At 38.0% G+C, this 22,957-nt stretch carries 24 protein-coding genes and 1 tRNA gene; 2 read left to right on the top strand and 23 right to left on the bottom strand.

What is annotated here, in order from left to right; all coding sequences use genetic code 11:
• Positions 1-10: 10 nt before the first annotated feature.
• The 8 genes from gap to H131_RS02105 form a co-directional block, all read right to left on the bottom strand.
• The gene (gap, locus tag H131_RS02140; protein WP_010857402.1) at positions 11-1,027 is read right to left on the bottom strand and encodes a type I glyceraldehyde-3-phosphate dehydrogenase; all 1,017 of its coding nucleotides are present in this window, start codon (positions 1,025-1,027) and stop codon (positions 11-13) included.
• 33 nt (positions 1,028-1,060) lie between these two features.
• Entirely contained in the window at positions 1,061-2,089 is a 1,029-nt protein-coding gene (locus tag H131_RS02135; RefSeq protein ID WP_010857401.1) for a sugar-binding transcriptional regulator, read from the bottom strand.
• A 919-nt stretch (positions 2,090-3,008) separates the two neighbouring features.
• Positions 3,009-3,131 (bottom strand): hypothetical protein, encoded by a 123-nt coding sequence (locus tag H131_RS25810; protein WP_010857399.1) that lies wholly within the window; start codon positions 3,129-3,131, stop codon positions 3,009-3,011.
• Positions 3,132-3,395: 264 nt separating this feature from the next.
• On the bottom strand, positions 3,396-4,004 hold the full coding sequence (locus H131_RS02125) for an FMN-binding negative transcriptional regulator (protein WP_010857398.1): 609 nt from the start codon (positions 4,002-4,004) through the stop codon (positions 3,396-3,398).
• Between the two features lie 42 nt (positions 4,005-4,046).
• The gene (locus H131_RS02120; protein ID WP_010857397.1) at positions 4,047-4,277 is read right to left on the bottom strand and encodes a glutaredoxin family protein; all 231 of its coding nucleotides are present in this window, start codon (positions 4,275-4,277) and stop codon (positions 4,047-4,049) included.
• Positions 4,278-4,385: 108 nt separating this feature from the next.
• Positions 4,386-6,659, bottom strand: coding sequence for a S9 family peptidase (locus tag H131_RS02115; RefSeq protein ID WP_010857396.1), 2,274 nt, complete (start codon positions 6,657-6,659; stop codon positions 4,386-4,388).
• Positions 6,660-6,888: 229 nt separating this feature from the next.
• Positions 6,889-7,653, bottom strand: a complete 765-nt coding sequence (locus tag H131_RS02110; RefSeq protein ID WP_010857395.1) for a TPM domain-containing protein — start codon at positions 7,651-7,653, stop codon at positions 6,889-6,891.
• On the bottom strand, positions 7,653-8,234 hold the full coding sequence (locus H131_RS02105) for a LemA family protein (RefSeq protein ID WP_010857394.1): 582 nt from the start codon (positions 8,232-8,234) through the stop codon (positions 7,653-7,655). The genes H131_RS02110 and H131_RS02105 overlap by 1 nt, the downstream gene beginning before the upstream one ends.
• Before the next feature lie 164 nt (positions 8,235-8,398).
• Here H131_RS02105 and H131_RS02100 point away from each other — a divergent pair, with 164 nt between their 5' ends.
• Positions 8,399-9,010 carry a spore coat protein gene (locus H131_RS02100; protein WP_010857393.1) on the top strand — a complete coding sequence of 204 codons (612 nt, stop codon included), beginning with the start codon at positions 8,399-8,401 and terminating at the stop codon, positions 9,008-9,010.
• Between the two features lie 198 nt (positions 9,011-9,208).
• On the opposite strand, the gene H131_RS02095 is transcribed toward H131_RS02100, so the two are convergent.
• The 4 genes from H131_RS02095 to H131_RS02080 all read right to left on the bottom strand — a co-directional run bounded on the left by H131_RS02095 (position 9,209) and on the right by H131_RS02080 (position 12,111).
• Complete coding sequence (locus H131_RS02095) at positions 9,209-9,931, bottom strand: amino acid ABC transporter ATP-binding protein (protein WP_010857392.1); 723 nt, start codon at positions 9,929-9,931, stop codon at positions 9,209-9,211.
• Complete coding sequence (locus H131_RS02090) at positions 9,928-10,632, bottom strand: amino acid ABC transporter permease (RefSeq protein ID WP_036129725.1); 705 nt, start codon at positions 10,630-10,632, stop codon at positions 9,928-9,930. The genes H131_RS02095 and H131_RS02090 overlap by 4 nt, the downstream gene beginning before the upstream one ends.
• Positions 10,633-10,726: 94 nt before the next feature.
• On the bottom strand, positions 10,727-11,527 hold the full coding sequence (locus H131_RS02085; protein ID WP_010857390.1) for a basic amino acid ABC transporter substrate-binding protein: 801 nt from the start codon (positions 11,525-11,527) through the stop codon (positions 10,727-10,729).
• A gap of 509 nt (positions 11,528-12,036) precedes the next feature.
• Positions 12,037-12,111, bottom strand: a tRNA-Arg gene (locus H131_RS02080).
• A gap of 319 nt (positions 12,112-12,430) precedes the next feature.
• Here H131_RS02080 and clpP point away from each other — a divergent pair.
• Entirely contained in the window at positions 12,431-13,021 is a 591-nt protein-coding gene (gene clpP, locus H131_RS02075) for an ATP-dependent Clp endopeptidase proteolytic subunit ClpP (protein ID WP_010857389.1), read from the top strand.
• A gap of 302 nt (positions 13,022-13,323) precedes the next feature.
• Here clpP and H131_RS02070 read toward each other — a convergent pair whose 3' ends face one another.
• The 11 genes from H131_RS02070 to hisB all read right to left on the bottom strand — a co-directional run bounded on the left by H131_RS02070 (position 13,324) and on the right by hisB (position 22,957).
• Positions 13,324-13,581 (bottom strand): HPr family phosphocarrier protein, encoded by a 258-nt coding sequence (locus H131_RS02070; protein WP_010857388.1) that lies wholly within the window; start codon positions 13,579-13,581, stop codon positions 13,324-13,326.
• A gap of 113 nt (positions 13,582-13,694) precedes the next feature.
• A complete protein-coding gene (gene whiA / locus H131_RS02065) occupies positions 13,695-14,642 on the bottom strand; it encodes a DNA-binding protein WhiA (RefSeq protein WP_010857387.1) in 948 nt (315 codons plus the stop codon).
• Positions 14,643-14,720: 78 nt separating this feature from the next.
• On the bottom strand, positions 14,721-15,704 hold the full coding sequence (locus H131_RS02060) for a gluconeogenesis factor YvcK family protein (protein ID WP_010857386.1): 984 nt from the start codon (positions 15,702-15,704) through the stop codon (positions 14,721-14,723).
• A gap of 4 nt (positions 15,705-15,708) precedes the next feature.
• Positions 15,709-16,602, bottom strand: a complete 894-nt coding sequence (gene rapZ, locus H131_RS02055) for an RNase adapter RapZ (protein WP_036129722.1) — start codon at positions 16,600-16,602, stop codon at positions 15,709-15,711.
• Positions 16,603-16,611: 9 nt separating this feature from the next.
• Entirely contained in the window at positions 16,612-17,079 is a 468-nt protein-coding gene (locus tag H131_RS02050; protein ID WP_010857384.1) for an 8-oxo-dGTP diphosphatase, read from the bottom strand.
• A 490-nt stretch (positions 17,080-17,569) separates the two neighbouring features.
• Positions 17,570-18,514, bottom strand: coding sequence for a thioredoxin-disulfide reductase (gene trxB / locus H131_RS02045; protein WP_010857383.1), 945 nt, complete (start codon positions 18,512-18,514; stop codon positions 17,570-17,572).
• Positions 18,515-18,746: 232 nt separating this feature from the next.
• Positions 18,747-20,270, bottom strand: coding sequence for a tetratricopeptide repeat protein (locus H131_RS02040; protein ID WP_010857382.1), 1,524 nt, complete (start codon positions 20,268-20,270; stop codon positions 18,747-18,749).
• Between the two features lie 89 nt (positions 20,271-20,359).
• Positions 20,360-20,977, bottom strand: a complete 618-nt coding sequence (gene hisIE, locus H131_RS02035; RefSeq protein WP_010857381.1) for a bifunctional phosphoribosyl-AMP cyclohydrolase/phosphoribosyl-ATP diphosphatase HisIE — start codon at positions 20,975-20,977, stop codon at positions 20,360-20,362.
• A complete protein-coding gene (gene hisF / locus H131_RS02030) occupies positions 20,974-21,735 on the bottom strand; it encodes an imidazole glycerol phosphate synthase subunit HisF (RefSeq protein ID WP_010857380.1) in 762 nt (253 codons plus the stop codon). The genes hisIE and hisF overlap by 4 nt, the downstream gene beginning before the upstream one ends.
• Entirely contained in the window at positions 21,729-22,361 is a 633-nt protein-coding gene (gene hisH / locus H131_RS02025; RefSeq protein ID WP_010857379.1) for an imidazole glycerol phosphate synthase subunit HisH, read from the bottom strand. The genes hisF and hisH overlap by 7 nt, the downstream gene beginning before the upstream one ends.
• Positions 22,358-22,957: an imidazoleglycerol-phosphate dehydratase HisB gene (gene hisB / locus H131_RS02020; RefSeq protein ID WP_010857378.1), complete on the bottom strand. Its 600-nt coding sequence runs from the start codon at positions 22,955-22,957 to the stop codon at positions 22,358-22,360. The genes hisH and hisB overlap by 4 nt, the downstream gene beginning before the upstream one ends.

The following is a 22,957-nucleotide window of genomic DNA, read 5'->3' as shown; positions in this document are numbered from 1 at the left end:
ATTATGACACTTATTTATCATTTAAACCTTGTTCTGCAATATATAACGCTAAGTCCATTAATCGAGTAGAGTAACCAATTTCGTTGTCATACCACGCAAGAACCTTCACCATACTATTTTCTAATACCATAGTAGAAAGTCCATCGACAGTTGAAGAACTATGGTTGCCATTGTAGTCAATTGATACTAGCGGTAACTCATTGTAACCTAAAATATCTTTTAGCTCATTTTCAGAAGCTTCTTTTAAAGCCGCGTTGATGGCATCTTTCGTAACCTCTGCTTTAAGTTCTAAGACTAAATCCACACATGAAACATTTGGTGTAGGAACACGCATAGAGAAGCCATCTAATTTACCTTTTAACTGTGGTAATACTTTAGAAACCGCAACGGCTGCTCCTGTTGTTGTTGGAATCATCGATACTGCTCCTGCGCGTGCGCGACGAGGATCAGAGTGCGGGAAGTCTAGAATACGTTGGTCATTTGTGTATGAGTGAATTGTTGTCATCATACCGCGTTCAATGCCAAATTTTTCATCTAGCACTTTTGCTACTGGTGCAAGACAGTTTGTTGTACAAGACGCATTAGAAATTACATCATCAGTTTCTGGATTGTAATCCTGATGGTTTACACCCATTACAAACGTCGGCATATCCCCTTTTGCTGGTGCTGAAAGAATTGCCTTTTTTGCACCTGCTTCAATATGTTTGCTTACTTCTTCCATTGATCGGAATTTACCTGTACACTCAAGCACCACATCAACACCAAGCTCACCCCAAGGTAATTGCGCTGGGTCTTTTTCAGCAAATACTTTAACTTTTTTACCATTCACTACGAAAGAATCGCCATCTGCATATACTTCAGCATCATAGATACCGTGTACAGAATCATATGTTAATAAATGCGCGAGTTGGCCAGCATCTGTTAAGTCATTCACTGCAACGACTTCAAACTCTTCCTGCTTCATTGCTTCACGAAATACTAATCGTCCAATTCGTCCAAATCCATTAATTGCTAATTTTAATACCATTGTCAATTCCTCCAATAATGTTTGTATTTATACTTACAGGTAACGTTCAGCAATTTCTTTTGCTGCCGCTTCATCCGTTATAAAAATAGTCTGCTTTGGCGCTACTTTAAAATAAGAAAGCATCGCGTTCACTTTTTGTTTACCTGCTGCCACCGCAATGACATGCTTACATTGCTCTACTTGTTCAAGCTGAATACCAATCGTACGAATACGATGGACAATTGCTCCTTCGGCATTAAAGTAATAGCCAAACGCTTCACTGACAGCTCCTTTTTCCTCGAGAATCCGTAAATCCTCTGGCGACGAATTACGACGAACTGCCATTTCCTCCGCAGAGCCGATACCATGAATCACGCAGTCTGCCCGATCATAGTAAGCCATCATTTCAATAACCATTGGCTCTTTCAGCATCGCTTGATATGCTTGCTCACTTAAATGCTCTGGTAAAAACAAAGTTCGATGTTGGGCATTCATCTGCATTGCAAATGTCGCGACAAGTGTATTGGCCTGCATTTGCATTTCATGTCCAATTCCCCCACGTGCAGCAACAAATGTTACGTTCTGCTTGGAATCAATTGGTTGTAAAAATTGCGCAAGCGAAGCCACCGATTTGCCACCTGTAACAGCGACAACTTGCTCACCAATAATGTTTGATAAAAATTGGTGTGCTGCCTCTTTACCAAGCAATGTCAATACCGTTTCATCATCATTATAATCGCCTGGTACAACAATCACATGTTGCAATCCAAAACGTTTTTCGAGTAATTTAGCAAGCTGTGTAAGTCCAGACCACTCGTAAACCAATGCTCGTAGCTGCTCAATAACGGCGATGCCATCACTCGTACATACCATACCCAATTTTTGAATATCTAATAACCCTTGCTCACGTAAAATGTCTGTTTCTTTTCGTATTTCACGTTCTGTCATTTTTAGTGATTCTGCAAGTGTTCGTCGTCCAATGGGTTGCATTAGTTGAATTGATTGCAAGATGCGATATCTTGATTGAAGAAGCGGATACATTTCCGGAAGTAGTCTTTGCTGTGCCTCTGGTATGGTTAACATACACATCTACTACCTTTCTATTATAATGGGACGTTTTTTATCCCACTATATAAAATTATGTCCCACTTGTAATTTCATTATATTACTTAAATTAAAAAAGGGCAAGTAAATAATGGTATTCACATTTATTTATTTGACCTAGCAGGCAAAGGTAAAAAACCACAAAAAAACTTTTTTATAGTTTTTTTGTGGTTTCTCATTTTAAAATCGTTTTATTTTATATGTAGAACATGATTAAGCTACACGAAATGGTTTATTCATATGTAACAACCCGTAAATAATGAAAAAGATTCCGCAAGTAAATACATTTAGAACCATATAAAAAATGCCATAGGTTTTATCACCTACCCATCGATAAAATATACGGTATATTAAATAATATACAAAAAATATAAACGGAATTGCTGCTAAAAATCTTATTGCTGGAATAATTCCGACAATAAATAAGCAAATAAAAAGAATTATCATTTTCTTAGCTGAAGCTCTTCGTTCGATATCTGAATTGCCTTTTGCAATAAGTAAAAACATTATATATATGTTGATGATAGGTATAAAACTTAGATATGCAACATCCTCGAAACCATTTGCTTTAGCAGTCCTATAATATATCAAAGACCAAATAACATAAAAAAGTATGAAATAAAGAATTTCAAAAAAATGAATGTTCAAACAATACACTTCCCTGCCCTTTTGTTAAATCCAATCCATACAATAACTTATTTACCAATAGATTTCCATGAATATTTTTACCTAATTAATCGTTATAAAACCAAAAATAGGTATTTTGTAAAAGGATAAAAAAAACTTAGGAGCATCATTGTTTTGAAAACCGTGTACTTCGGTATTAAGAAACAATCCGTTCTCACCCTCTACAAAAAAAATCTCGTAACCTTCAATTGCGGTTACGAGATTTTGTCAATTAATTTGTAAAAGATAATACAGCGTTTTTCTTGAAACTTGCTAAAGCTTTTGTAGCCTCATTTTTGTTTGTGTATTCAAAAATACGAATATCCTTTTTCTCAAATACTGTAATAACCCACATTGTAAAATCTCCCTTCAAATTGTTTTTGTAATATAACAAACACTAAAATGTGATAATTTCATTCGAACTGTCTTATAACAACTTCTTACTGCTTCCTATTGTACTCCGATTTTCTTTAAAAGAAAGCTTTACGTGAAGCTCTTCACAAACTGTTCATATTCAAAACGCTTTCATTGAACAATTTGTGAAAACTAATATTTTATAGGCATAAACAATAAAACACTCGGTTTAAAAGAGCGCTCCTTTTAAACTGAGTGTTTATAATTATTTCATATTTTGCTTCATTAAATGGGCAATTTGCTGTTCGTTTGATTGCTCTACTTCTTCTAAATGCTGAATGACTAAATTTTGTCGGTCTATTGAATGGTTTTGGCTCAATTTCTTTTTACCTTCCATGCGTGAGATGTTTATTTTAAAGCCCTGAACGCCTTTATTTAAATTCGTTATTAACTGTGCATCCACTTCAGATAAGCTATAGGGACTATCCTTGCCTTCATATTTTGAAATCATATTGTTAAAAGAATTGACTAATTCCGCTTCCTTCTCAATAAGCTCTATATCTCCGTAAACATGCACTGCTACATAATTCCATGTAGGGACAGCTTGATTTGTTTCATACCATGATGGAGATATGTAGCAATGAGGACCTTGGAAGACCGCTAAAACATGTTGGTGCTCGATGTTCTTCCATTGCGGATTGCCTTTTGCAAAATGGCCAATCAAACAATTCTGCGTTTCATCGAACAATAAAGGAAGATGTGTGGCGTAAGGCATCCCTTCATAAGTTGAAAACAAAGTTGCAAAACTGTTCACTTGTATCGTGTTTATCATTTCAGATGTATCTTTGATTTTAAATGCCGCTGGTATATACATGAGCAGAGCCCCTTCCATCAAATATTAAGTAGACAATTCGAGCTATACAAGCGCTGCCGCAAGGGTTGCGTAATCCAAATTACCATATTGTAAAATATGACCATCCTTTTCCACTACAGGAATCATGAGCATATATTTTTCATGTATGACTTCGTCTGCCTCAATATCGATTATTTCTATAGCAAACGCGATATCTTCTTGCACAAGCTTCAAAGTACGTAAGCCCACTTCACATAGTTCACAATTAGATCGACTAAAAAATTTTACGTTCATTCTGTCCCACCTCCTAACGCTATTATAAAACGAAATAGTCTGTTCTGTGTGAGCCTGTTACTAGAAAAAAAACTGTGCAAGAAGATTACTTCCTACACAGTCTAGTTATTATTTTTTTAAATGGCTATCTAAGAATTTAAGCATAGCATTATAGAACTCAATGCGATTTTCTTCATTTTGGAAGCCATGCCCTTCATTGTCCTTCAACATGTACTCCACATCAACACCTCTATCACGTAACGCTTTTACGATTTGATCAGACTCTGCCTGATTTACACGTGGGTCATTAGCGCCTTGAGCTACGAATAACGGTGTTTTAATTTTATCTACATGGAAGACCGGTGAAGCAGCTGTTAATAGCTCTTTATCTTTTTCTGGATGTCCTACACGCTCATAGAACATGTTACGCATTGTTTCCCAATATGGTGGAATTGTATCTAACAATGTGAAGATATTTGATACACCTACATAATCAACTGCCGCTGCATATAAATCAGGTGTTTTCGTAATACCTGCTAATGTTGCATAACCACCGAATGATGCACCGTAAATACCGATACGCTCAGGATCTGCAATACCTTGATCAATAGCCCATTGTACGCCATCTGTAATATCGTCTTGAATTTTCAGACCCCACTGCTTATTACCTGCATCTAGGAATTCTTTACCATAACCTGTAGAAGAGCGGAAATTCACTTGTAATACAGCGTAGCCACGGTTTGCAAGTAATTGGACTTCTGGGTTAAAGCCCCACATATCACGTGCCCATGGACCGCCGTGTGGATTGACGATAAGTGGTAGGTTTTTAGCCTCTTTGTTTTTCGGTAATGTTAAATACCCGTTAATCGTTAAGCCATCACGACTCTTATAAGAAACTGGATGCATTTCTGCAAGTTCTTGTGGGTTTAACCAAGGACTTAATGTAGCCAATTCTTTCAGTTCATCTGTTGTTGAATCGTAGTAATAATACTTTCCATAAACAGTGTCACTAGAAACGCTAACAATGAATTTTGTCATTTCCTTATTGTAATCGCTGATGCCTAATTCACTTTCATGCACACCTAATTTATTTTGGATTTTACGGAATAATTTTTCAAAGTCTTCGTCAAAGAATTGATAATGTGGCTTATCTGTTATATATGCACCATATAATAATTTATCTTTTTCAGCACTATATAATACACCAGATACATCCACTTCTGAGTTAGACATAATAACTTCTTCTTTGCCTTCTAAATCATATTTAACGACTTCTACTTTGTCTCTTCCTTTATTAGAAGTTGCGAAAATATGTTTATTGTCTTTAGAGAATGCAAGTGGCGTAACTTGATCTCCTGCTTCCATTTCAATAAATGGCTTGAATTCATCTTTTTCTGAATCACGATAAAGAACAGTGCCGACTACACCATCTGAAGCAACCGCCATACGTACATTGCCATCACGATCCGCTACCCAGCTAGTAATGTTACCTGGGTTCTTAGCAACATGTGTAGTTTCACCAGTCTTAACATTAAGCTTGTACACATCAAAGACTTTTGCATCTTCTTTATTCATCATAATAAGGATTTCGTCTTTAACGCCTTGTAAACCGCTTAATAACCCAACTGTTACATTTGGGTATGGTGTTAAATCCTTTTCCTCATTGCCATTAAATGATGTTGAATAAATGTGGAAGTTTTCATCGCCACCTTTATCCTTTAAATATAGTAAATTATCATCTTTCCAGAAGGATCCAGCGATATTACGATCCGTTGAGCTAGATACACGTACTGGCTCGCTATCATCATTCATTTTTTTCACGAAAACATTTGAACGATTTTCCCATTCAGAGGAATAATTAATGTAATTACCGTCTGGAGAAAGAGAATAGCCAAAGCTTCCCGGATTTTTCATGAAATCTTCTACGGAAACTTCTTTCACGCCTTCATTACTCACACCATTTTTCACATTTTTAGCATTGTTTAAAATCTTGACTGCATCTTGTTTAGAAATCGTTTCACCATTTGAAAGACCGTTAAATAAACCAAGCTTATTGGCTTTTTCTTGATACTCAGCAAGTGTAGCTTCTTTTTCCTCTTTATCTAAAGCTCTTACTAAAATACGTGCTGCTTCATCACGTTTAATATGAAGACTTAAATCTTTTAATTCTTCGCCTTTTACCCACTTATCAGTGATTTGCTGGCGCATTGTCTCTGAACCATGTTGGAATGTTAGAGCTGTTACAGTTAAACCTAGAAAATCCTTAGCAGATAGACTTTCCTCTTTTACTTCTACTTGACTGCTAGTTTCATTGGCAGCGCGTACTTCCTGCATCGAAACAGGGTAGACAGCAGATGTTGTTAAAATGACTGCTAATGATGCTGTTAAAAATCTTTTTTTCAAAATGACTCCTCCTTATATCAGTTCGCGTTATATCGCTTGTCGATATAATAAAATTATAACAACTCCATCATTTTTGTCAATAAATGATAATAATTAAATGAAATTTCCTTTTTAACCAAGAAAAAAAGCGACTTGTCTTTAGACAAGCCACTTAATTACTATAGTTGTTTGTATGTTTTGTTAAAGTAAAAATCCATTCCGCACCTCAGTGTATTTGCTGCTGACTCATTTAAAATTTTCGACTTGCACCGCCACCTGCGGATGAGCCACCTCCAAAACCACCAAAGCCTCCACCACGTGACCCACCACTACCAAAGCCTCCACCGAAACCACCTGGATAACCTCCACGACCTCTTGAACGTGGACCACCACCGCCACCATGAGATGAGAATGTAATAACAATGAGCACTAAAATAATAAGTAATATAAAGACCCATGTAGGCATCGATTCATCCGTTTCCTGTTGAGCTGGGCTAACGCCATCCCAATTATATTCTTGTGCCACTGTTTGGAATAATTCGGCGTAGGTAGCTTGAAAGGCTTTACTGATTTCGCCATCACTTGCATATGGATAAAAAGCTGTATCCAAAATTCGTCCCAATTTGCCGTCTGGCAAAGCACCTTCTAGACCTTGCCCAACACCAATTACGACATCATTATTACCTTCTCCTTGTCCAAATGTCGCTAATATAAGTACACCGTTATTTTTTTCTTCATCGCCAATGCCCCATTGTCTAATCATTTTTGTCGCATACATTTTAGCCTCTTGCCCGTTTAAGGTATCTAGTGTCACAATCATTATTTCAGCTCCTGTGCCTTTGTCTAACTGCTCAGAATAATGATTCAGCTCCTCTTCCACAGGCGTCGATAGCACATTCGCAAAATCATGGATATACGTATTTTTCATCGGTTTTGGCATCGCTGCTTGTGTGATGCCTATATTCACTGTAAAGGCACAAAAAACGATTACTAGTAGCAATGTAAAACGTTTCATTATTGTTTACTCGATTCACTAAAATCTACTGACGGAGCCTGTTCAGCTCCTGCAGCTGCCTTAAAATATTCCTTTTGTTCAAAGCCAAACAACCCCGCAATTAAATTACCTGGGAAGCGCTTAACTATTTTATTAAACCCTTGCACTTCATTATTGTAATCTTCACGTGCTACAGCTAAACGGTTTTCAGTTCCCGCTAATTCATCCATTAGTTGACGGAAATTTGCATCCGCTTTTAAGGTCGGATAATTTTCCACAACGACTAACAATCTACTTAATGCCCCATTCAATGCATCATTTGCCGATGCCTGCTCTTCAGGCGTGTTTGCACTGCCCATCTGCGCACGTGCCTGCGTAATACTTGCAATAACTTCTTGTTCATGATTGGCATAACCCTTTACTGATTCCACTAAATTCGGGATTAAATCGTAGCGACGCTGCAACTGATTTTCGACTTGCGCCCATTTCGAATCAACGTTTTCTTCAGCCGTCACAAGGCTATTGTATTTTGGTATAAATAGTAATGCTAATAGAACAATGACAATCATAATAATTCCTACTGGTCCAAGTAATTTTTTCATTTTTAAACCCTCCTCTACTTTCTTGCCTTACCACTAATGTGTTGCTAAAAAAACAACACTATTCTCTATATATGCAAAAGTATTTACATCGTATGAAATAAGGCTAAGTAGACATACTAAATACTGCAACAACAACAAAATATGACATAGAGGAGGAATTTTTTTTGTCACAATCATTTTATAATGAGTCATCTGACGCATCACTCAACCAACAACAAAGCCTAAATCATGGTGGACACGAAGTAATGGACATGCATGAAACAATTGGTGAAATCATTGCAGGACTAAATCAATGCATTATTTTACGTCCACACGTAAAAGATCAAGAGCTACTAAGCATTTTGGATCGCCAATATAATTTCACCCTAGGTATGTACAACACGATTGTTGAATCCTTTAAAACAGGACACGATCCTTCTGTTCCAACAGGGCGCTATCAAATGGAAACGGGAAATGATTTTAAATATGGCCTAACACCCTCACAACCGAAAAAGCCAATGCAAAATGCAAATGAAATTAATGATGAAACGATTTCTGGCTTCTTACTTGGTGCACAAAAGGGTGCAGCAAAATGTATGACTGCTGCAGCAACAGAAACAACAAACCCTGTTGTTCGACGTGTTGTTGCTGATAGTATTCCCAACTGCATCGAGATGGCATACGAATTATCCATTTACCAAAATAAGCATGGCTACTATCAAGTACCTCAATACACACAACAAGATATGCGTACGATGCTTGATTCCTTTGCTACTACCACAAATCCCCTTCATTAAATACAAAAAAAGTGCAGTCCCCAAGGTGATAAAAAATCACAAGGGACTGCCTTCTTTGTATACATGAAACCACGTAACGTGATGTAAAATTAAAATTTATCGCAACACTTTTCTATTTTATCGCCCATCTTTTCTAATTTATCTGATAAAGTACAAAAAAAACGAACGATCACCGTTCGTTTTTCCTTCTATAAATAATTAAAGAACTTTTCCTAAAAATGCTTTTGTTCGTTCATTTTGTGGATTGCCGAAAAGCGCTTCAGGTGTCCCTTCTTCTACAATAAAACCGCCGTCCATGAATACGACACGATCACCTACTTCGCGTGCAAAGCCCATTTCATGAGTCACTACGATCATTGTCATCCCTTCAGCTGCTAGATTCTTCATAACATCTAACACTTCCTTTACCATTTCTGGGTCAAGAGCTGACGTTGGTTCATCAAATAACATCGCTTTTGGCTTCATTGCTAGTGCACGGGCAATTGCAACACGTTGCTGTTGGCCACCTGAAAGCTGCTCAGGATAGTTGTACGCTTTGCTATCTAAACCCACTTTTTTCAAAAGCTCATGGCCAAGTGCCTCAGCTTCCACACGATTCAGATGACGAATTTGCATAGGAGCCATTGTCACATTATCAAGTACAGTCATATGCGGGAACAGATTAAATTGTTGGAACACCATACCAACTTCCGCACGAATTGCATTTATATTCGTTTTGGGATCATTAATTTTTACATTTTCTACATATATTGCACCATCTGTCACTTCCTCCAGCATATTGATGCAACGTAAGAAAGTACTTTTTCCCGACCCTGATGGCCCAATTACACATACAACCTGCTGCTCTTTTATTTCATAATCAATGCCCTTTAATACCTCTAGCTTCCCAAAATATTTGTGCAAGTTTTCAACTTTAATCATCGTGCTTCCCGCCCTTCTACTTTACGAGGGACATAACTATTACTGAAACGTTTCTCTATATATGCTACAACCTTTGTTACACCATACGTTAAGATTAAATATAACAATGCCGCGACAATATACGGCTCCCAGAAACGGAAACTTGCGCCAGCTACTACTTTACTTGCATATAAAATATCTGGTGCTGCAATAACCGTTACTAAAGATGAGTCTTTTAATAAAGCAATAAATTCATTTCCAAGTGGCGGAATCATCCGTCTGAAAGCTTGTGGTAAAATCACTTTACGCATTGCTTGATTGTGCGTTAAACCAAGAGAACGTGCGGCTTCCATTTGCCCCTTATCAATACTTTGAATGCCTGCACGGAATATTTCTGCATTATAGGCTGCACAGTTTAAAACCAGTGCGGTAATACCTGACACCATATATCCTAATGAATGCCCAAAAATCGTTGGAATCACCGCTAAGTGAATTAGCAAGATTTGTACAAGCATTGGTGTCCCACGGAATAAATCAACATAGAGCTTACATGGCCAGTAAATCCATTTTTTCTTTGATAATTTTCCCAACCCTAACAGTAAACCTAAAATAATCCCTCCGAAATAGCCACTTAACGTTAAAATGATTGTTACACCAATACCACGTATAAACATATCACGGTAGTTCCAGACTATGTCCCAGCGTAAGTCAAAGATGTCCATCTGAACCCCTACTTTCCCTTTCAATTTCTCCTTGATGAATTACCCTAAAAAATCAAATGAGCCACTAGCATAATTAGGCTAGCGGCATCCTCTATTACTTAAAGTCCGTACCTGTAATTTCATTTAATTTACCATTGTCTTTAATTTTTTGCAGACCTTCATTTAATTTATTTAGTAATTCGGTATTCCCCTTTTTCACCATGAAACCATAGTATTCTTTTTCAAATGCATCATCTTTAATTACTTTTAGTTTCGCCTTTGGATTTGCCTCCATGTATTCATATATAACCGCATTATCACCAATTGTTGCATCTACGTTGCCATTTAACATTTCTTGAATGGCAACTGGTTGGCTTTCAAACGCCATAATATTTGTACTTGCATCACCTTGTAATTTTTTCGCAGCCATATGACCAGTTGCATTAATTTGTACCGAAATCTTTTTATCTTTTAATTCAGCTAATGATTTTATGTTCGAATCCTCTTTTACTACGATTAATAACTGAGATTCATAATATGGCTCTGTAAAATCAAATGATTCTTTACGCTCTTCGTTAATGGTAATACCTGATGCACCGATATCTGTTTCACTATTTTTAATTGTCTGGAATACTGGTTCCCAACCGATATTTTGCCATTCTACTTCAAAGTCCATTTCATCAGCGATTGCTTGCAAAACATCTACATCAATCCCCACAATGTTTCCTTTATCATCTACTGATTCAAAGGGTGCAAAGGTAGCCTCTGTCCCTACTTTATAAACCTGTTTCTTGGCTCCATCATTCTCCGAAGTGCCACCATCACTTGAAGATGTATTTTCTTTCGTGCCGCAGCCTGCTAGGACTAGTGTAAACACTGCAACAATCATTAATAACGTCCATATACGTTTTTTCATAGTTGTTCCCCCTAATGTAAGTAAATAATATTCCACACACTTCAATTCTATCAATTCAGAAATGTTAGACTATTAGGTCAATTATAGTAATAATAGAGTCCATATACAATACTATATTGCATAAAAGTAATAGTAATTTCATAATAATAAATATAACATCCATTATTTAGAAAAATAATGCATAACTTAGCGATTAAACAACAGTAAATGTATACTAATACATTGTTGATATAATATTTATCCAAAAATAAGATAATTTTGGGCACAAAAAAAAGAATCCCCCTCAGAAAAGGATTCTTTTTTTGGACTAGCGTGCTAGCCTCACGTTCAGTTATGTTCACTAAATAATTTGGAGTTGTTGCTTTTTTGAAGGTTTGAAAGGAATAAATACGGGAATAATGCCAAATAGGCTGTATTTCCACTATGTTCCTCTCGTTCTCCGCTAAGCAGGCTGCTAAGCTACTTATTAGAGAGTCGAGCTATAAAAATATATCAATTTCTCAGTAAAATGGCGCCCTCGGAGGGAATCGAACCCCCAGTGCAAGAACCGGAATCTTACGTGTTATCCATTACACCACGAGGGCAATTGAACATAAAAAAAAAGTACTCACTCTAGGCTTTACGGTAAAGCATCATGTAGATATAACCCTCATTTTTGAAGCATACCTGCAAAATAGTGTACTGTACTTTAACTTGCGACCTTTCTATTATACAAACGTATTGCTCACAATTCAACTATAGAATGCAAATGTTTTAAATTTTTTTTTGTAGATTTAATTTCTTATTATCAGTGTTAATATTTGACCTTCCCTGACTATAATGTGTATGATAAGGTTACAGCTGAAATTCAATGAGTGATTTCAGTAAGAGTATTCGAATTTAGCTTTTAAAGGAGGATTTAACATGAATTTAATTCCTACAGTTATTGAACAAACAAGCCGTGGTGAGCGTGCATATGACATTTATTCACGACTACTAAAAGACCGTATTATCCTATTAGGAAGTGCGATTGATGACAACGTTGCTAACTCAATTGTTGCGCAGCTGCTATTTTTAGAAGCAGAAGATCCAGAAAAAGATATTTCTCTTTACATTAACTCACCTGGTGGTTCTATCACAGCAGGTATGGCCATCTATGATACAATGCAATTTATCAAGCCGAAAGTACAAACAATTTGTATCGGTATGGCTGCATCAATGGGAGCATTCCTTCTAGCTGCTGGTGAGCCTGGTAAACGCTGTGCATTACCAAATGCAGAAGTAATGATTCACCAACCTCTTGGTGGTGCACAAGGGCAAGCGACTGAAATTGAAATTGCTGCAAAACGTATTTTATTCCTACGTGAAAAATTAAACGGTATTTTATCGGAACGTACTGGCCAGCCTCTTGAAGTCATTTCAAGAGATACTGATCGTGACAACTTCATGACAGCTGAACGTGCCAAAGAATATGGCTTAATCGATCATATCTTTGAACGTAGCGACCGTAAATAATAAAATATCCTCTAATAGAGGATCAGATTGAAGACAACAGGTTTCGGAAATCCCGAAACCTGTTTTTTTGAAGTTAAAGCCAGGGTCTCCTCGAGTCGCCAAGTCAAGACTCCTGCGGTAGAACGAGCCAGCTAGCCCCGCACGAAAGATAGATGTCAGGACTTACTTCCAAAGAAAAAGACTGAAATCAAACTCGATAAAGAAAGTTTGACTTCAGTCTGAAACATCTGGATCATTTTGATTCAGATGTTTTTTTGATTAGGCGCTTTTAACCACAGATTGCATACACGCCATTTTTTAACTTAATCTTCTTTTTCAATAAGTGCCGCTAATGATGTAACCGCTTGCTCCGAATCGCTACCTTCGCTACTTAAGACAACTTTTGTACCTTTTGCTATGGCTAAACTCATGACACCCATAATAGATTTGGCATTTACTTTTTTCTCATCTTTTTCAAGAAAAACATCAGCGCTAAAGCGATTTGCTTCTTGCACAAATAGCGCTGCTTGTCTAGCTTGTAGTCCTAATTTTAACTTTACTTGGACTGTTCTCTCAGTCATTCGCAAAACTCCCCTTCACTACCGTTCATCTTATTAGTTTAATCTTACCTCACTTAATGGTAAAAGAACAATAAGCGATTGCGCATTACTTTCATACCTTTTATATATGAAAGTTAACCGCCTATTTTTTCTCCTCGTCTTAATGCTTCTGCTATTTCATCAATTTTTCGTAGGCGATGATTGACACCAGACTTACTAACAGTGCCACTTGATACCATCTCACCCAGTTCTTTTAATGTGACATCCTGATATTCAACACGTAGGCGTGCAATTTCTCTAAGCTTTTCTGGCAACTGATCTAAACCAATTGAATTTTCAATTAAGCGAATATTTTCTACCTGTCGTAGCGCCGCCCCTATTGTCTTATTCAAATTCGCCGTTTCACAGTTCACAATACGATTGACACTATTCCGCATGTCGCGCAAGATACGAACGTCTTCAAATTTCATCATCGCTTGATGTGCACCAACAATATTAAGAAAATCAGAAATTTTTTCAGCTTCTTTTAAGTATGTGACAAAGCCTTTTTTTCGCTCAATTGTTTTCGCATTTAATTCAAATTCATTCATTAAATCCATAAGTGCCTCACCGTGCTCTTTATACAAAGAATATACTTCTAAGTGATAGGCTGACGTTTCCGGATTGTTTACCGAGCCACCTGCTAAAAAAGCGCCTCGTAAATAAGCTCTTTTTTGACCGCTCTTTTTAATAAGCTCTCTAGAAATCGTATGATTGAATTGAAAATCATCAGAAATAATCGCCAAATCAATTAGTAGCTCACGCGCACCATCTCGCACACGGCAAATATAAACGTTATTTTTTTTCAAACGCATTTTCTTCCTGACAAGAAGCTCAACATTATATGAATATAACTTCTTCATAATCGTATAAAGCCTTCTTGCGATGGCAGCATTTTCAGTTTGCACGTCTAAGCTAAGCTGCTTGTTAGCGAAAGATAATGAACCATTCATTCGAATTAAGGCAGATACTTCCGCTTTCATACAATGATCGTCCGCTTCTACTTGAGTTAACTCTTTTTTTGTTTCAGAAGCAAAAGACATGTCACGCCCCCCTTTCAACCTTTATTTCTATGTATATGTTCATCTTACCATATACAACAAGCATTCTTTATGATTCTATTATAGGTTCACTTCTTTACGTTTATAGATATTGGCATAATCTACAAGCCATTCAGCACAATTAGCAGCATTATGACGAACCGTTCCATCCGGTCGAATTGTGGCAATATCTCGTTTAATAACCTCTAAACCCATACTTTCAAGCTTCGCAACATCAAATGTTACTGGCTCAGCACATTCTTCCTTATAAAGCTCCTTTACAGGATGAGGTAATTTTTCGTCATTCACTAAAATAGAATCGATAAAGGAATCCCCAACATGTTTATAGATAGCTTGAACATGATCGCCTGCTGTATAAGAAATAGTTTCACCTTTTTGTGTCATTAAATTACAAACATATATTTTACGCCCCTTGGCCTTTACAACAGCTTCTCCAATTCCTTTCACAAGCAAATTTGGAATAATACTTGTATATAAGCTGCCTGGACCAATTAAAATATAGTCTGCCCGATTTATAGCACGGATTGCTTCTGGTAACGGTTGCACATTGTCTGGTACTAAAAAAACTCGATTAACGCGACTTTTAGCTAATGGAATTTTAGACTCACCCTCTATAATTGAGCCGTCCTCTAGCTCTGCATGTAATGAAATTTTCTTATTAGCCGCTGGAATCACACGACCATGTACTTTTAATACCTTCCCCATTTCGCTAATTGCATGATTAAAATCTCCAGTTATATCTGTCAAAGCTGTTAACATTAAATTACCTAACGAGTGTCCACTTAAATCCTCTGATGCTGAAAAACGGTATTGAAACATTTGCTCTACAAGTGGCTCTACATCCGATAAAGCAGCAATTACGTTGCGGACATCCCCAGGAGGGGGAATATCATAATCATCCCGTAAACGCCCTGAAGAGCCTCCATCATCTGCTACTGTGACAATAGCAGTGATATCAAACGGATGATGCTTTAAGCCACGGAGCAACGTAGAAAGCCCCGTCCCGCCACCTATAACAACAAGCCTGGTTTGCTTTTTTCCCATTCACTCAATCCTTTCTTCGATTGATGTCACGGTGCGTAATAACAGCATTTTCTTTTTTGGTTAAATATTCACCAAAATATTCTGCTAATGTCACCGATCGATGCTGTCCCCCTGTACAACCAAAAGCAATAACAAGTTGCGATTTCCCCTCTAGTTTATAGAGTGGAATCATAAATTCAAACAAATCAGTTAGTTTTTGAATAAGTATTTGTGTATCCGCTAAAGCAAGTACATAGGAAGAAACTTCTGTTTGTAAACCTGTTTTAGGGCGTAATTCTTCTATATAATAAGGATTTTTTAAAAATCGGACATCGAAAACTAAATCCGCATCGATTGGCATACCGTGCTTAAATCCAAAGGACATAATATTTACAGAAAAAATATTGTCTGCATCACTTGCAAATTCTTTGACAATTTTTTCTCGTAACTGTCTAGGTTTCATGTTCGATGTATCATAAACGAATTTAGCACGACTTTTTACCTCAGACAATAATTCCCGTTCTTGTTTTATGCCGTCTAATGGTAAACCTGTTACAGCTAATGGATGCGCACGTCTCGTTTCTTTATAGCGTCTAACGAGGGTTCCGTCATCCGCATCTAAAAATAAAATGCGCACAACAATACCGCCTTCTTTTAGTATATGGTCAAGTGCGCCTATAAGAGAATCAAAAAAGTCGCCGCCACGCATATCCATGACAGCTGCAATACGTGTAAAATTTTTACCTGAATCTTTAAGCAAGGTTAAAAAAGTTGTAAGTAATGCTGGTGGTAAATTATCAATACAGTAATACCCTAAATCCTCAAAGCTTTGAATAGCTACTGTTTTTCCAGCTCCAGACATTCCTGTAATAATGACCAATTCATGCGTACATTGTTGGCTCTCAACCACCACTGTCATGCAACTCCTTTATTGTTCTAATGATATTTGTATTTTCTCATGAAGTAATTCAAAGTTCGACGTATATTCAAACGTACCATACTGAACACCCGATTGTGAAACAGCAAATTGTAAATTTGTTCGATCACCCTCAGCCATTGGCAGATGCTTCAAATCCTCAACTGGGTGCCATGCAAGCTTACCTTCTCTCGTTTCTTCAAATGGTACACCCTCTATATCTTTCGCAACAAAGGTGTAAAGCATCCATTCGTCAACCATGACGTTATTATCTTTTATGACCATTGTATACACACCCTTTAAATGTGCATTTACTGGTGTTACATTTGTCTCTTCTTGAAACTCACGTACAGCGGCTTCATATATCGACTCACCGCTCTCCATTTTCCCTCCTGGTGCTACATACCAGCCACGTCTTGGCTTTTGAAGTAACAATACTTGGCCGTCTTTTATGGCAATTAAATTCGCAATTCTTTGCATAGACACACCTCTAATCTCTTTTGCATTCTACCTCTTATTATAACAAGACCTGTCAGCGTTTGTCCTGATTTCACATCTATGTGCTTCTTTCACTAGTAAATGCAGTTTGTGCCTTTGCCACTGACTTTATCGTCTTTCATGACAACATTATTGTCTGCTATGACACTAGTGTATGTGCAAAATTTTTTCCCTATTGCTAAAACATCATGGAAATAACAAACAGCGTCAATCTGGTGAAAAAGTACATCCTACATGCCCTTTAGCTGCAAGCATGTAGGGTTCAATAGTCAAATCAAGCATGTGATGCATAGACATCAAAAAAATAGGTTGCCACCACCTAATTTAGGCGGAAACAACCTACTAAACAAAATAAAAGGGGGATTGCTAATTACACTTTGTATAATACACCTTTTATATGTCATTCAAGTTACAGCAATATTAAAACCTTATTAAAAATTGTATTTTTTTCCGGCATTAACCGGAAATGTAATTATGCTTTAATTTTTTCTAGTAATTCTTCCACGTAATGCTGGACGGCTTGTGCTGCAATACTGCCATCACCTGTAGCTGTTACAATTTGTCGAAGTGATTTTTCTCGTACATCACCCGCTGCGAAAATACCTGGTACACTTGTTTCCATATTATCATTTGTCACAATGTAACCTGCATCGTTTAAAATGCCTAGTGCTCCAAAAGGTTTTGTTAGTGGTAGCATCCCAATGTAAATAAATACCCCATCTGCAGCAAATTCCGATTCAGTACCCTCGACAGTTGATTGCAATGTTACGCTTCCTACTTTACCGTCAGCTTCATTAATTTCTTTGACCGTTGCATTCCAAATGAAATCAATTTTGTCGTTCGCAAAAGCACGATCTTGCAGAATTTTTTGTGCACGTAGTTTATCACGACGGTGTACAATTGTTACCTTATCAGCAAAACGTGTTAAGTATACACCCTCTTCAACTGCTGAATCTCCGCCACCTACGACAACAAGATTTTTTTGTTTAAAGAACGCACCATCACATACTGCACAATAACTAACACCACGACCACCAAGCTCTTTTTCACCTGGAACGCCCATTTTTTTATATTCTGCGCCTGTAGAAAGAATAATTGCACGTGTTTTATATTCTTTAGCACCTGATTTAATGGTTTTGTATTCTTCACCGTCGATGATTTCTGTTACATCACCATAAGCATACTCAGCACCAAACTTTTTCGCATGCTCAAACATTTTTGTAGATAGCTCAGGGCCTAAAATTGTATCAAAGCCTGGATAGTTTTCTACTTCTTCGGTATTTGCCATTTGACCGCCTGGAATACCACGTTCAATCATTAACGTCGAAAGATTCGCACGTGATGTATATACTGCAGCAGTCATCCCAGCAGGACCTGCACCAATAATGACAACATCATAAATTTTTTCTTCTGACATAAATACTTCCCCCTAAACTTTTATTGCTTTTTTCTCGTACTCACAGGTGCCACGACTTCACTTAGAATTGCAGGATAAGTCATAAATCAAGCACCTGTAATACCTGAGTGGTTCAACGAATAATCAGCGAGGATGAAGAAAAACCCTACCGATTAAAGCTTCACTTTATAATAATGTTAGTATGTTCATCGTATGTGAAAGTATAAAGTTATTCAACTATGTTGCTCACAGTCTAATTATGACTGTTTGGTAAAAATAGCAAAATGTCATCAATGTATTTCGATAATGTTGATACAGATATTCCATATTGCGCAGCAATGTCCTTTTTCGTCACCTTTAACATGCGAGATGAGCGGAATAAATAATCATTTGCTCCAGCAATCGCCGCTGGGTTCGTAAAGCGATAATTTTGCGTAAGTGCTTGTTCACATAGTACAAACCACATTTGAAACATTGGCGTGACAACAGATGTGAGCTTCCCATACTGCTCTAGTAGAATCTCTGGTACCTTTACTGCACGTAAAAAGCTTGCCTCCACTTTGTTTTTCTCATCAAATTGATGGCCTAGTGCATAGGCCAAAAACAGTTTTTCAAACGCATTATATTGCTCAACATCAATCCATTTTGGGTGAGCTATAATCTCTTGTTTATGCGCTGTACGGCTTAATAAAAATAAGCCAAAGATTCGGTCGCTTGCATAACTACTTTCGAGCTTCTCCACAATAAATTCGCGATCGTGTTCTAATGCATCAAGCTCAAAGATGTTTTCCTGTTGACGCCAAGGCTCAAAGCCCTCTTTTTCTGGATCTTGTTCTAGCAACAGTGCCCAAGCACTTTTTGAAATATCTTCATGCCCCGAAAAATAAGCCGCATGTGATAACCAGAAATAGAATCCCGCATCCCCCAAATAACCACGTTTTTGCATACTACGCAGCCATTTAAAGGCTAATTCATATTGTCCGATAAGCGCTAACGTTGCGCCTAGTTTATAACGATGCTCCCAAGCATATGGCTGAATTTTCACAAGCACCTCTAAAAGTGCCTTTAATTCCTCATCGTTTTTTTCATAGTACGCGATGACAGTTAAATTACATAATGCATGTAAATTCCCCTTATTATCACGCAATACTGTATTCAATAATGCTTTTGCTTGCTCAGCCTCTCCAACATAAAAATAAGCCAATGCTAAATTGTTATAAGCCGACCAAAATTCAGGTCTATCTTCAATTAAAACTTCCAAAATGCTAATAGCTTCAGGGAAATCGCCCTTTTCCATGCAACGTCGTGCCTGTTCTTGACGATATAAATCCTCCCCTGAACCTTCTTGCTCTTCAAAATCATCCTGCTCAAAAGCGACAAAATCCAAAATTTCAGCCGCTTCATCTGCATAGGCACCCTCTGGCTCCATTTGCAAATATTGCTGTGCAAATCGTTTCGCATCCTGAATCATTCCGACGCATCCAGACACCTCAGCCATATAAAAAATTATCTCTGGCTCATCTGGGTCTATTTGATAGGCACGACGAAGTAGATCATACGCTTCCTCAAAACGTTGACCGTCCAGCTCTACAATCGCTAGTTGCATTAAAATCATCGGATCATCTGGGCTTAAATCCACAGCACGTTGTAGATATTTATACGCTTTATTCATTTGCCCACTATTCATCGCTTGAATTGATTTTTTATAATAATAGTCGCCTGTTGGAATGAACGATACGACATTCGTTTGACTTTCTTTTTGACGTTTCTTTTCCAAAATATTTCCTCCGAAACAAGAAATAAGGAACGCATCACACGTTCCTTTTACAGTAACTTTCATTATACCATACTATAAGCGATATGCTGTTATTTCTCCTCGTGACGTTTTTCCAACACATGTAATACGTCAAAAACATTTACTTTCTGTTCTTGTAACAATACTAATAAATGATAGATTAAATCTGCCGCTTCCCATTTAACTTCCTCTGCATCCCGGTTTTTCGCACCGATGACAACTTCTGTAGCTTCTTCACCAACTTTTTTACAAATTTTATCGATGCCTTTATCAAATAAATATGTAGTATACGCACCATCTGGCATTTCTTGTTCACGTTTTTCAATGATTTTCATAAGCTCTGGAATAATACCGACTGAGCCAACTTTCGCATTTTCTTGAAGAATTTCTGTAAAGCAAGAAGTCGTACCGTTATGGCAAGCAGGTCCTGCTGGAAGCACTTCAATGACTAGTGCATCGCCGTCACAATCCGCTTTAATGGATACGACCTTTTGGGTATGACTACTTGTAGCACCTTTATGCCAAAGTTCTTGACGTGAACGTGAGTAGAACCAAGTTTCACCAGATTCAATTGTTTTATCCAAGGATTCTTTGTTCATGTATGCTACGGTTAATACTTCCTTTGTATTGGCGTCTTGAACTACTGCCGTAACAAGACCTATATCGTCAAATTTAATGTTGTCAATCATCTTACTGCCACTCCTTTTTCACGTAAGTACTCTTTTACTTGCGCTACACTCGTTTCTTTATAGTGGAAGATGGATGCCGCAAGTGCTGCATCTGCATCAACGTCTGCTGTTAATACTTCGTAAAAATGTTCGGCATTCCCTGCACCGCCACTAGCAATTACAGGCACTGTCACAGCCTCTCGTACCACTTTTGTTAATGCCAAATCAAAACCAGACTTCTCACCGTCTTGATTCATACTTGTTAATAAAATCTCACCAGCACCTAAACGCACAGCTTCCTTTGCCCACTCAGTTACTTGCCAAGCTGTTTTATTGCGCCCACCATGTGTATAGACCATCCATGTGCCGTCTTCTTCACTATAGCGCGCATCAATTGCTACAACAATACATTGTGCCCCGAAGTAGTCAGAACCTTCTTTGATAAGCTCTGGACGTTCTAAAGCAGAGGTATTGACGGATACTTTATCAGCACCAGCTCGCAAGATTCGTTTCATATCATCTAGTGTACGAATACCACCACCGACCGTAAAGGGAATGGCAAGTGCCACTGCTGTTTGGCGCACCACATCTACCATAGTTTCACGCCCTTCATGGGATGCCGAAATATCAAGGAACACCAGCTCATCCGCCCCTTGCTCATCATAAAACTTTGCAAGCTCTACAGGGTCCCCTGCATCCCTTAATGACACGAACTGAACACCTTTGACAACACGCCCTTCTTTGACATCCAGACATGGAATAATACGCTTTGTTAGCACGTTGCCACCCCTTTTAACCATTGTTCTAATAAGTACACACCAAGTTCTCCCGACTTTTCAGGATGGAACTGCATTCCCGTAATAGCACCATTCGCGACAATGCCTGGTACCTTGATTCCTTGATAATCTGCATAAGCAACAAGCTCATTGGCATCCATGCCCGTTGCATAAAATGAATGGACGAAGTAGACATGCTTCGCCGGCACCTCGTCCTTTAGCCAAGCTGGGCGGTTAGCCATAACTAGTTCATTCCAACCCATGTGTGGCACACGGTATTGTTGCCCCTCGTGCACACCGCTAAAACGTTGAATACTCCCTTTAAAGAAACCTAAGCCTTTCGTTGATGAAACCTCATCACTGTCATCGAATAGTAATTGCATTCCTAAGCAAATGCCAAGCAATGGACGATTTTCTGCTTTCACCTTGTGTAAATAACTAGTTAAATTTGTGTCAGCCAGTCGCTTCATCGCATCAGGAAACGCACCAACTCCTGGTAATAAAAGAGCGTCAGCAGTATCAAGCTCATTTACATCCGCTGTGACATTGACGTCACATCCAAGACGCTTTAGAGCCTGTTCAACACTGAATAAGTTGCCCATCCCATAATCAATCACACCAATTTTCACGTTAACAGCCCCTTTGTTGACGGCACGCCTTTGACACGTGGATCAATCTCTACTGCCGCATCTATCGCACGTGCTAAGGCTTTGAAAATTGCTTCGATAATGTGATGTGTATTATGTCCATATGGTACGATGACATGGACATTCATACGTGCTTCTAGCGTGAATTTCCATAAAAACTCATGCACTAATTCTGTATCAAACGTGCCTACCTTCTCTTTTAGGTCTGGTACGCGGTATTCTAAATGGGGGCGATTTGAACAATCCACCACAACTTGCGCAAGGGCATCATCCATCGGAACAAAAGCACTCCCATAACGTTTAATGCCCTTTTTATCTCCTAACGCCTCACGAATTGCTTGGCCTAAAACAATGCCTAAATCTTCTGTCGTATGATGATCGTCAATATATGTATCACCACTAGCTTGTATAGTGCCGTCAAAAAGACCATGCTTAATAAATAAATCAAGCATATGATCCATAAAGCCAACACCTGTTTTAATGTCTGCTTTTCCTTCGCCGTCTAAATCAATAGCCACAGAAATTTGCGTTTCTTTTGTTTTACGTTCTACCATTGCATAGCGTTTCTTTTCTGTCAT

This window comes from Lysinibacillus sphaericus OT4b.31 (genome assembly GCF_000392615.1).
Classification (GTDB): domain Bacteria; phylum Bacillota; class Bacilli; order Bacillales_A; family Planococcaceae; genus Lysinibacillus; species Lysinibacillus sphaericus_B.
Note: the sequence above shows the minus strand (reverse complement) of the source record. Positions and strands in the feature narration are given on the sequence as shown.

Coding starts and splice junctions, on each gene's coding strand:
- hisB (WP_010857378.1), bottom strand. CDS start 22,957: ATGACAGAAAAGAAACGCTATGCAATGGTAGAACGTAAAACAAAAGAA.
- H131_RS25810 (WP_010857399.1), bottom strand. CDS start 3,131: ATGTGGGTTATTACAGTATTTGAGAAAAAGGATATTCGTATTTTTGAA.
- H131_RS02050 (WP_010857384.1), bottom strand. CDS start 17,079: ATGCAAAGAATTGCGAATTTAATTGCCATAAAAGACGGCCAAGTATTG.
- H131_RS02125 (WP_010857398.1), bottom strand. CDS start 4,004: ATGTATATACCAGCGGCATTTAAAATCAAAGATACATCTGAAATGATA.
- H131_RS02090 (WP_036129725.1), bottom strand. CDS start 10,632: ATGGACATCTTTGACTTACGCTGGGACATAGTCTGGAACTACCGTGAT.
- H131_RS02070 (WP_010857388.1), bottom strand. CDS start 13,581: ATGACTGAGAGAACAGTCCAAGTAAAGTTAAAATTAGGACTACAAGCT.
- H131_RS02110 (WP_010857395.1), bottom strand. CDS start 7,653: ATGAAACGTTTTACATTGCTACTAGTAATCGTTTTTTGTGCCTTTACA.
- H131_RS02060 (WP_010857386.1), bottom strand. CDS start 15,704: ATGGGAAAAAAGCAAACCAGGCTTGTTGTTATAGGTGGCGGGACGGGG.
- rapZ (WP_036129722.1), bottom strand. CDS start 16,602: ATGACAGTGGTGGTTGAGAGCCAACAATGTACGCATGAATTGGTCATT.
- hisIE (WP_010857381.1), bottom strand. CDS start 20,977: ATGATTGACAACATTAAATTTGACGATATAGGTCTTGTTACGGCAGTA.
- H131_RS02085 (WP_010857390.1), bottom strand. CDS start 11,527: ATGAAAAAACGTATATGGACGTTATTAATGATTGTTGCAGTGTTTACA.
- clpP (WP_010857389.1), top strand. CDS start 12,431: ATGAATTTAATTCCTACAGTTATTGAACAAACAAGCCGTGGTGAGCGT.
- gap (WP_010857402.1), bottom strand. CDS start 1,027: ATGGTATTAAAATTAGCAATTAATGGATTTGGACGAATTGGACGATTA.
- H131_RS02120 (WP_010857397.1), bottom strand. CDS start 4,277: ATGAACGTAAAATTTTTTAGTCGATCTAATTGTGAACTATGTGAAGTG.
- H131_RS02105 (WP_010857394.1), bottom strand. CDS start 8,234: ATGAAAAAATTACTTGGACCAGTAGGAATTATTATGATTGTCATTGTT.
- trxB (WP_010857383.1), bottom strand. CDS start 18,514: ATGTCAGAAGAAAAAATTTATGATGTTGTCATTATTGGTGCAGGTCCT.
- H131_RS02135 (WP_010857401.1), bottom strand. CDS start 2,089: ATGTTAACCATACCAGAGGCACAGCAAAGACTACTTCCGGAAATGTAT.
- H131_RS02095 (WP_010857392.1), bottom strand. CDS start 9,931: ATGATTAAAGTTGAAAACTTGCACAAATATTTTGGGAAGCTAGAGGTA.
- whiA (WP_010857387.1), bottom strand. CDS start 14,642: ATGTCTTTTGCTTCTGAAACAAAAAAAGAGTTAACTCAAGTAGAAGCG.